The organism is Methylobacterium sp. WL120 (assembly GCF_008039465.1).
Lineage (GTDB): Bacteria > Pseudomonadota > Alphaproteobacteria > Rhizobiales > Beijerinckiaceae > Methylobacterium > Methylobacterium cerastii.
The window spans coordinates 1-8,704 of sequence record NZ_VRUT01000178.1 but is presented as its reverse complement, the minus strand read 5'-3'; the positions used below and the strand labels follow the sequence as shown (position 1 = coordinate 8,704).

9 protein-coding genes are annotated in these 8,704 nt (G+C 71.6%); 4 read left to right on the top strand and 5 right to left on the bottom strand.

The window, feature by feature from the left end; translation table 11 throughout:
* Both FV229_RS23080 and FV229_RS23075 read left to right on the top strand, forming a co-directional pair.
* A partial coding sequence (locus FV229_RS23080; RefSeq protein WP_147754198.1) for a hypothetical protein occupies positions 1-646 on the top strand: 646 nt, incomplete at its 5' end.
* Between the two features lie 66 nt (positions 647-712).
* A complete protein-coding gene (locus tag FV229_RS23075) occupies positions 713-1,147 on the top strand; it encodes a cupin domain-containing protein (RefSeq protein ID WP_147754197.1) in 435 nt (144 codons plus the stop codon).
* A gap of 69 nt (positions 1,148-1,216) precedes the next feature.
* Here FV229_RS23075 and FV229_RS23070 read toward each other — a convergent pair whose 3' ends face one another.
* Positions 1,217-2,101, bottom strand: a complete 885-nt coding sequence (locus FV229_RS23070; protein ID WP_147754199.1) for an EamA family transporter — start codon at positions 2,099-2,101, stop codon at positions 1,217-1,219.
* Between the two features lie 333 nt (positions 2,102-2,434).
* Positions 2,435-3,328 (bottom strand): LysR family transcriptional regulator, encoded by an 894-nt coding sequence (locus FV229_RS23065; protein ID WP_147754196.1) that lies wholly within the window; start codon positions 3,326-3,328, stop codon positions 2,435-2,437.
* A gap of 104 nt (positions 3,329-3,432) precedes the next feature.
* Here FV229_RS23065 and FV229_RS23060 point away from each other — a divergent pair, with 104 nt between their 5' ends.
* Positions 3,433-4,290 carry a DMT family transporter gene (locus FV229_RS23060; protein ID WP_147754195.1) on the top strand — a complete coding sequence of 286 codons (858 nt, stop codon included), beginning with the start codon at positions 3,433-3,435 and terminating at the stop codon, positions 4,288-4,290.
* A gap of 164 nt (positions 4,291-4,454) precedes the next feature.
* Here FV229_RS23060 and FV229_RS23055 read toward each other — a convergent pair whose 3' ends face one another.
* The 3 genes from FV229_RS23055 to FV229_RS23045 form a co-directional block, all read right to left on the bottom strand.
* Positions 4,455-5,537, bottom strand: coding sequence for an HD domain-containing phosphohydrolase (locus FV229_RS23055; RefSeq protein ID WP_147754194.1), 1,083 nt, complete (start codon positions 5,535-5,537; stop codon positions 4,455-4,457).
* A 231-nt stretch (positions 5,538-5,768) separates the two neighbouring features.
* Positions 5,769-6,497 carry an acetoacetyl-CoA reductase gene (gene phbB / locus FV229_RS23050; protein ID WP_147754193.1) on the bottom strand — a complete coding sequence of 243 codons (729 nt, stop codon included), beginning with the start codon at positions 6,495-6,497 and terminating at the stop codon, positions 5,769-5,771.
* 186 nt (positions 6,498-6,683) lie between these two features.
* Positions 6,684-7,865: an acetyl-CoA C-acetyltransferase gene (locus tag FV229_RS23045; RefSeq protein WP_147754192.1), complete on the bottom strand. Its 1,182-nt coding sequence runs from the start codon at positions 7,863-7,865 to the stop codon at positions 6,684-6,686.
* 315 nt (positions 7,866-8,180) lie between these two features.
* On the opposite strand from FV229_RS23045, the gene phaR reads away from it, so the two are divergent.
* On the top strand, positions 8,181-8,704 hold a 524-nt coding region (gene phaR, locus FV229_RS23040; protein ID WP_147754191.1), incomplete at its 3' end, for a polyhydroxyalkanoate synthesis repressor PhaR.

The following is an 8,704-nucleotide window of genomic DNA, read 5'->3' as shown; positions in this document are numbered from 1 at the left end:
TCCCCCTCCCGCGCCAGCGCCCGAGCCGGCGACGCCCGCCGCGAACCTCGACGCGCTCCAGCCCTGCGGCGCGCGGGCCGCGCGCTACGAGGGCGCGAAGGGTTTTGACGTAGCGGTGACGCGGATCGGCCGCGCCAGCGTCGCCAACCCGCTGCGGCCGCTGACGCCCGAAATCAGCCAGGTGCTGCAGGTCGTGATCGCGGCCAAGCCCGCCACCGCCTACGGGCCGGACCTCGCCACCCTCCGCCGCGGCCCGGCCCCCGCCGCGCTCGAAACCCAGCTCGGCGCCCCGATCCGCTGGGAGGCCGCGCTGCCGGCCCTGCCCGATCCCCTGCCGATCGTCGCCGAGGACGGCACCCCCCTGGCCTCCCTCGCCTTCCACACCTGCATCGACCCGCCGGCCGTCGCCGCGCCGCCTGTGGCTGCGCGCGGGACCAAGGGGAACGGCAAGAGGGACGCCAAAGGGAATCGCAAGGGCAACGCGACCGAGACCGCCCCGGCGGACGCCGCGGCGAACACGAACGAAGCCGGCAAAGAAGCGACGCCCGCGGCGGTGCGAAGGCCGGCCAAGCCCGCGCCGCGCAAGGATGCGGCCCCGAAGGCCCCACCCGGCTTCCACGTTCCCCAGGGTGCCATCGCCGAGTAGGCACCGGGCCTTTGGCGGATGTGCGAACACGGGTCCCACCAGCCCGATCGAAGGATGCGAACGACCATGGCGGACATGACGGCACCGGCGGTGATCGCGGCGCTCGGGCTGCAGCCGCACCCGGAGGGCGGGCACTACCGCGAGACCTTCCGCGATCCGCGCACGGTCGAGGGGCGCTCTGTCGGCAGCGCGATCTACTACCTGCTCGACGTCGGCGAGGTTTCGGCCTGGCATCGCGTCGACGCCGCCGAGATCTGGCACTGGCACGCGGGCGCGCCGCTGGTGCTCACGGTGAGCCCGAACGGCCACGACGCCGCCGCCTACCATCTCGGCCCCGACCTTCTCCGCGGGCAGCGGCCGCAGCTGGTCGTGCCGGAGGGCCACTGGCAGACGGCGACGAGCCTTGGCGCCTGGACGCTCGTCGGCTGCACGGTCTCCCCGGCCTTCGACTTTTCGGGTTTCGAGATGGCCCCAGCGGACTGGCGCCCGACGCCGCGGTGAGCTCGGGTGCGCTCGGGTGCGCTCGGGTGCGCTTCCTTCCCTCTCTGCGAGGGAAGGAAGAGCCGGCGGCTACCCCACCCCGCGTGAGGCCCGCAGCGCGATCAGAGCGCCGGCGACGATGAGCGCGCAGGCGATGCCGAGGACCGGGGTCGCGGCGGCGTAGCCCGAGGCGACGAGGATCAGCGTCGAGAGCACCGGCGCGGCGTAGGCCGCGACGCCGAGCAGGCGAATGTCGCCGCGCTTGCAGCCAATGTCCCACAGGTAGAACGCGGCCCCGACCGGCCCGAGGCCCAGGGCGACGACGGCGGCCCATTGCAGGGCGCCCTCCGGCCAAGTCGTCGTCTCCCACACGCGATGGCAGGCGAGGCTCAAGGCGGCGGTGGCGAGGCAGAAGCCCGCGACCGCATCCGTCGGCACCGTGCCGACCCGGCGCGACAGCACCGAGTAGCCCGCCCAGACGAAGGCGGCGGCGAGCGAGGCCGCGTAGCCGGGCAGCGCCGCATCGTCGAAGCGAAACGCGCCGCGGCCGAGGAACAGCACGACGACGCCCGCGAGCCCGAGGAGCGCGCCGACGAGGTGGCCGGGCCGCAGTCCGCCTGCCCCGGGGAGCCGCGCCGAGAACAGAACGATCAGCAGCGGCCAGAGGTAGTTGATCAGCCCGGCCTCGGCCGGCGGTGCCAGGCGCAGGGCGGCGAAGTACAGGGCGTGGTAGCCGAACAGCCCGCCGACCCCCAGCGCCCAGACCGGCCAGGGCTGGCGAAGCGCCGCGAGCCCGGCCGCGACCCCGCCCCGGCGCGCGAACCAGCTCGCGCAGCCGACGAGTCCGCCCAGCGCGAAGGTCATCGCTGCGAGCTGGAACGGCGGCACCGTGCCGGACGCGGCGGTGAACAGCGCCAGGAGCGACCACAGCAGGATCGCGCCGCAGCCGACGAGGGTGGCGGAGGAGGAAGCGATCACGCGAGACCCGTGCTCAGGAAAGGAAGAATGCTTTCCCACGGACCCGCGAGCGAAGGCAACCGGGCCTGAGAGGAGGGGCGTGTCGATCCGCTTTCCCTAATAAAGCGGGCAGGGCGAGGGCCGATGCCGACTTGCCCTTCGGAAAGCCATTGGCGGCACCTTCGTCATCCCGGGGCCGCGCAGCGGAGCCCGGGATCCAGAAACGCTGGTCGAGCCGGACTTTGCACCGTCGGCGGTTCTGGATTCCGGGCTCGCCTGCGGCGCCCCGGAATGACGGTGCGGTACCATCTACAAACGCCCTGCCCGCAGCGAGGGGAGGGAGGTGGCGCCTCACCCCGCCGCAAAACCCTCCGCGTCGCGCGCCTCCCGCAGGAACCCGATCAGCCGCTCCGCCAGGATCGCCGGGGGGCGGGCCGGGCGGATCAGCAGGGTCGCGATCGGCAGGGATGGGCGGAATGGGCGCAGGACGATCGGCAGGGCGAGGCCGCGGGCGGCGACCGGGTCGACGACGGCGAGCCCGAGCCCCTCGGCGACCAGGCCGCAGCGGGCGGCGGTGTACTGGGCGCTCATCCCAAAGCGCGGCGCGAGGCCGGCCGCGCGGAACGCCGCCTCCACCGCGTCCTGGAACGCGCCGGCCGCGCCGGCGATCAGCGCCGCCTCCGCGAGGTCGTGCACGGTGATCGCGCGCCGCGCCGCCAGCGGGTGGCCCCGGGGCAGGGCGCAGACCGCATCAACCGTCAGGAACGGCTCGGCGACCACCCCCGCATGGCCGGGGCGCGGGCGCACCAGCCCGAGGTCGCACTGGTCGGACGCCGCCCAGGACCAGATCGTGTCCGGCGCCGGCACGTGCACCGCGACCCGGGCGCCGGGATGGGCCGCATGAAGCCGGCCGATCGCGCGCGGCAGCAGGCGGGCCGCGAGCGACGGCTGGCAGGCGACGCGCAGCGGCCCGCTGCCGACGTCGCGGATGCGTCGGGCGGCCTCGCGCAGGTGGTCGAGCCCGGCATGGGTCCGCTCGACCTCGCGGGCGAAGGCCGCACCCTCCGGCGTCGGTATCGCGCTGCCGTGCCCGCGCACGAACAGGGGGAAGCCGAGTTCGCGTTCGAGCTGCGCCACCGCCCGGCTCACGTGCGGCTGGCCGATGCCCAGCGCGTCGGCCGCTCGGGTCATGCCGCCGTGACGCAGCACTGCCCGAAACAGGTCGAGATGGGCCGGATTCATCATGCCCGATCCGCATGGATGGCGAAAGATTGGGCATTTGACGGCATGGGCCTGCGATGGTTGTCAAGGCCGGCGGCGGCAAGCGGGCTGCCTCGGGGGGATGCGCGATGAGAGCCATGTCGGCGGGGTGGGGCAGCGGGTTCCTCGGCATCTTGATCTTCAGCGCCTCGCTGCCGGCGACCCGCGTGGCGGTGGCGGGCTTCTCGCCGCTGTTCCTTACGGCGGCGCGTGCCGCGATCGCCGGGCTCATCGGGGCGGGGCTGCTGCTGGCTTTCCGCGCGCCGCGGCCGCTGCGGCGCGACCTCGTCCCGCTGGCGATCGTCGGGCTCGGCGTGGTGATCGGGTTCCCGCTGCTCACCGCGCTGGCGCTCCGGCACGTCACCGCGGCCCATTCCATCGTCTTCCTCGGGCTGCTGCCGCTCGCGACCGCCCTGTTCGGCGTGCTCCGCGGCAACGAGCGGCCCAAGCCCGCCTTCTGGCTGTTCTCCGGTGTCGGCAGCCTTGCGGTCGCCGGCTTCGCCCTGGCGCAGGGCGGGGCCGGGTCGCCGGCCGGCGACGGCATGATGCTGGCGGCGATCCTGCTCTGCGGCCTCGGCTATGCGGAGGGCGCCGCGCTGTCGCGCCGGCTCGGCGGCTGGCAGGTGATCTCCTGGGCGCTGGTGCTGTCGCTGCCGGTCACCCTGGCGCTGGCGCTTGCGAGCCTGCCGGGCACCTGGGACGTCGGCTGGCCGGCCTGGGCGGCGCTGGCCTACGTCTCGGTGTTCAGCATGCTCGTCGGCTTCGTGTTCTGGTATCGCGGCCTAGCGCTCGGCGGCATCGCCGGCGTCGGCCAACTCCAACTGCTGCAGCCGTTCCTCGGCCTGGCGCTGGCCGGCCTCCTCCTGCACGAGCCGGTGGCACCGGGCATGCTGCTCGCCACCGCCGTGGTCGTCCTGTGCGTGGCGGGCGCCAAGCGTTATGCGTAGGCGTTTTTGCAGGTCGGACGCCGGACATGACTCAGTTTGTCCCACGGCCGAACGAGACGCGGGCTCCCATGCGCGCCAAGTGAATTCATGCATCGTGCAGGCGAAGCTGCCACGTTCCTCCTTCCCTCCTCTACGGGAGAGGGAAAGGCGCGGGGCATCTGACCTCAGGCTGCGCTGGCGCTGGCCATGGCGCTGCCGGCGGCCTCCGCGATCGGCTTGAAGGCGTTGACGAGGTCGGGATCGACCTTGCCGGTCATGCCGCGGAGGATGTCGTAGGCCGCCTCGCCCGAGTGCGGGCGCTTGTAGGGCCGCCGCTCGATCAGCGCCCCGAAGATGTCGCAGACCGTGATCAGCCGCACGAGGTCTGGAATCTGCTTCGCGGTCAGCCCGTCCGGATAGCCCGAGCCGTCGAGCGCCTCGTGGTGGGAGCGCACCACCGCGAGCATCGCCGCCGGGTAGTCCTGGCCCTGCAGCATCGCGATGCCCAGCGCCGGGTGGGTCCGCATCACCGTCATCTCGTCCGCGTCGAGCCGGCCCGGCTTGTTGAGGATCGCCAGCGGGATGCGGGCCTTGCCGAGGTCGTGCAGCAGGGCGGCCTGGGTGAGGTCGCGGCAATCCTGCGCGCGCAGGCCGAGCTGCCGGGCGAATGCCGCCGCGAGGCCGGCGACCAGCAGGCAGTGCTGGTGCGTCGCGTCGTCGAAGCGCCAGACCACGTCGAGCCAGCCGCGGATGTCGGCCTTGTTGAGGGCGCCGACCACGAGGTCCGCGCCCGCCGCCGCCACGGCCGGCGCCGGGCCGCTGCCGGCGCGGCCGAGGTCGAAGATCCGGGTGAGCGCCGTGTCGGCCTCGGCGATGGCGGCGCGCACCTCGGCCTGGCCCTCGCCCGGAACGAGGCTGCGCAGCGACGGCAGCAGGTCGCGCATCACCGCGTCGGCCCGGAGCGTGCGGGTCGCGCCGAGCGCCTGCGCCTGCAGATGCGCGCGGGGCGAGTCCTCGTGCAGCACGCAGAGGAACGGAACCTGCGCCGGGCCGAGGCGGTGCATGTACTTGTGCAGGCCGGACACCTGCTGCGAATGCGCGAGCGAGGCGTCGCCGACCACGGCGACCACCTGCGTCAGGTCGGGCGCGTTGCGGGCCTGGTAGGGATCCAGCAGGTCGACCACCAGCGGCTCGCCCAGCGGTCGGAGCTGCCCGGCGAGCCTCTGCCCACGATCGGGCTGATCGGTGAGGATCAGGATGGTCTTCATCGTTGTGATTCGCCGCCCGCGCTTCGCCCCGGTTGAAGCATCATGGGCACGAAACCTCACCAACGATTAAAGCAATCGCAGATGGAGCGAGCAAAAATTAGACGCCGTGCATTGCTGAACAGGCGCGAAGAGGCGTCTTATAAGACGCAAGGCCTCTGCGTCCGGCCGCCGCATCCGGCCGCGGCGACAGGTTCGGGGCGGGGGCGCCGGAGGGTACCCCCGCGCGGCCGCTCAGGCGATGTACTGGGCGCCGTTGATCGTCAGCGTCGAGCCGGTGATGAAGCCCGAATCCTCGGCCGCGAGGTACTCGACTGCGCGGGCGATCTCCTCGGCCTCGCCGAGGCGCCCGACGGGGATCGTCGAGATGATCTTGTTACGCACCTCCTCGGGCACCGCCATCACCATGTCGGTGGCGATGTAGCCCGGCGCGATCACGTTGACGGTGATGCCCTTGGCGGCGCTCTCCTGGGCCAACGCCTTGGCGAAGCCGATCACGCCAGCCTTGGCGGCCGAGTAGTTGGCCTGGCCGATCTGGCCTTTCTGGCCGTTGATCGACGAGATCAGGATGATCCGCCCGAAGCCGCGGTTGCGCATGCCCTCGATCACCGGGCGGGTCACCGTGAAGGCCGAGTCGAGGTTAGTCTTGATGACCGCCTGCCACTTCTCGAAGCTCATCTTGTGGAACAGGCCGTCGCGGGTGATGCCGGCGTTGTTCACCAGCACGTCGATCGGGCCGACCTCGGCCTCGACCGCCTTGATGCCGGCCTCGCAGGCGGAAAAGTCGCCAACGTCGAACTTGAACACCGGGATGCCGGTCTCGGCCTTGAAGGCCTGGGCCGCCTCGTCGTTGCCGCCGTAGTTGGCGGCGACCTTGTAGCCCTTGGCCGCAAGGCCCTTCGAGATCGCCGCGCCGATGCCGCGGGTGCCGCCGGTGACGAGGGCGACGCGTTGCTGAGCCATGGTTTCCTCCGGTTTCTTGAACTGTTTTCTGGGCCGTGACCGGGTCGGCGCGACGGGGTCGCCGCCGGCCCGGGGATGATGCCGTCATGCCGCGTGCGGATGGCGTCCGCACGCGAAATGTTTTGCTTTGGGCCTAAAGACGGATTTTCGTCTCGGGGCTCAGGCCGCCCATGCGCGCGATGCCGCTTATGCGCGCTCGATGCACATGGCGACGCCCATGCCGCCGCCGATGCACAGGGTGGCGAGGCCCTTCTTGGCGTCGCGGCGCTTCATCTCGTGCAGCAGGGTGACGAGGACGCGGGCGCCGGATGCGCCGATCGGGTGGCCGATGGCGATGGCGCCGCCGTTCACGTTCACCTTGGCGTCGTCCCAGCCCATGTCCTTGTTCACGGCGAGCGCCTGGGCGGCGAAGGCCTCGTTGGCCTCGATCAGGTCGAGGTCGGCGGGCTTCCAGCCTGCCTTGTCGAGCGCCTTGCGCGAGGCCGGGATCGGGCCGGTGCCCATGATCTTGGGGTCGACGCCGGCGGTGGCCCAGGACTTGATCGTGGCGAGCGGGGTGATGCCGCGGCGCTCGGCCTCCGAGGCCGACATCAGCACGATCGCGGCCGCGCCGTCGTTGAGGCCCGACGCGTTGGCGGCCGTCACCGTGCCGTCCTTGGAGAAGGCGGGCTTCAGCTTGGCCATCGCCTCGACGGTGGCGCCGTCGCGGATGTACTCGTCGGTGTCGACCACCACGTCGCCCTTGCGGCCCGGGACGGTGACGGGGGCGATCTCCTCCTTGAAGCGCCCCTCCTTGCGGGCGGCCTCGGCCTTGTTCTGCGATGCCGTGGCGAACTGGTCCTGCTGCTCGCGGGTGAGCTGGAAGGCCTGGGCCACGTTCTCGGCGGTGGTGCCCATGTGGTAGCCGTTGAAGGCGTCCCAGAGCCCGTCCTTGATCATCGTGTCGACGAGCTTCACGTCGCCCATCTTCTGGCCGCCGCGCAGGTACTGCGCGTGGGGGCTGAGCGACATCGACTCCTGGCCGCCCGCGACGATGACCGTGGCGTCGCCGTTGGCGATCTGCTGCATGCCGATGGCGACGGTGCGCAGGCCCGAACCGCAGACCTGGTTGACGCCCCAGGCGGTGGCCTTCTCGGGGATGCCGGCGGCGATGGCGGCCTGGCGGGCCGGGTTCTGCCCGGCGCCGGCGGTCAGCACCTGGCCGAAGATCACCTCGTCCACGTCGTCGGGGGAGACGCCGGCGCGCTCGAGCGCGGCCTTGATCGCCACCTTGCCGAGCTCGTGCGCGGGCACCGTGTTGAACGCGCCGCCGAACGAACCAACCGCCGTGCGCGCCGCGCCGACGATGACGATGTCTTCGCTTGCCATCTGAAACGTTCTCCTCGTGGTCGGCCGGCGCGTCTTCAAGGTCGCGCGCTCGCAAAAGGCCGTTCCTCCGGATGAAGGGCCTCGCTCGGTCGAAGTCAAGAAGGCTGGAGGGTGGGGCGTAACGCTTGCGGGGCGACTGCTCCATCGCCGTCGACGCTGTGGCCGGGGCGAATTAGCATTATTCCGCGGGAAAAGGCGCCAGATGGCTATTTTCGTCGCCGGCTGAAAGCCTTAAGGTCGGAACCGGCGCGTGGGCGGCTCCCGGCGGCGGGGGCCTGGCCGTGGTCGTCGCGCGATCGGGGAGAGGCCGCAAAGATGGCGGACAGCGTCAAGGCACAACAGACCGTCATCAAGAAGTACGCCAACCGGCGCCTCTACCACACCGGCACCTCGACCTACGTCACCCTCGAGGACCTCTCGACGATGGTGCAGAACGGCGAGGACTTCGTCGTCTACGACGCGCGCACCAGCGACGACATCACTCGTTCGGTGCTGACGCAGATCATCTTCGAGCAGGAGAACAAGGCCGGCGCCGACAACCTGCTGCCGGTGGCGTTCCTGCGCCAGCTGATCCGCTTCTACGGCGACAGCATGCGCACGATGGTGCCGAGCTTCCTCGAATTCTCGATGGCCAACTTCGCGAAAGACCAGGACGGCCTGCGCGAAAAGTTCTCGACCGGCTTCAGCGGGGCGGGCTTCGGCTCCTCGGCGCTCCAGACCGCGATCGAGCAGCAGGTGCGGGCCAACATGGGCTTCTTCGGCGACGCCATGAAGATGTTCACCGGCTTCACCCCGCCCGGCGTGCCGAACGCCAACACCAATGCCGGCCAACCCAGCCC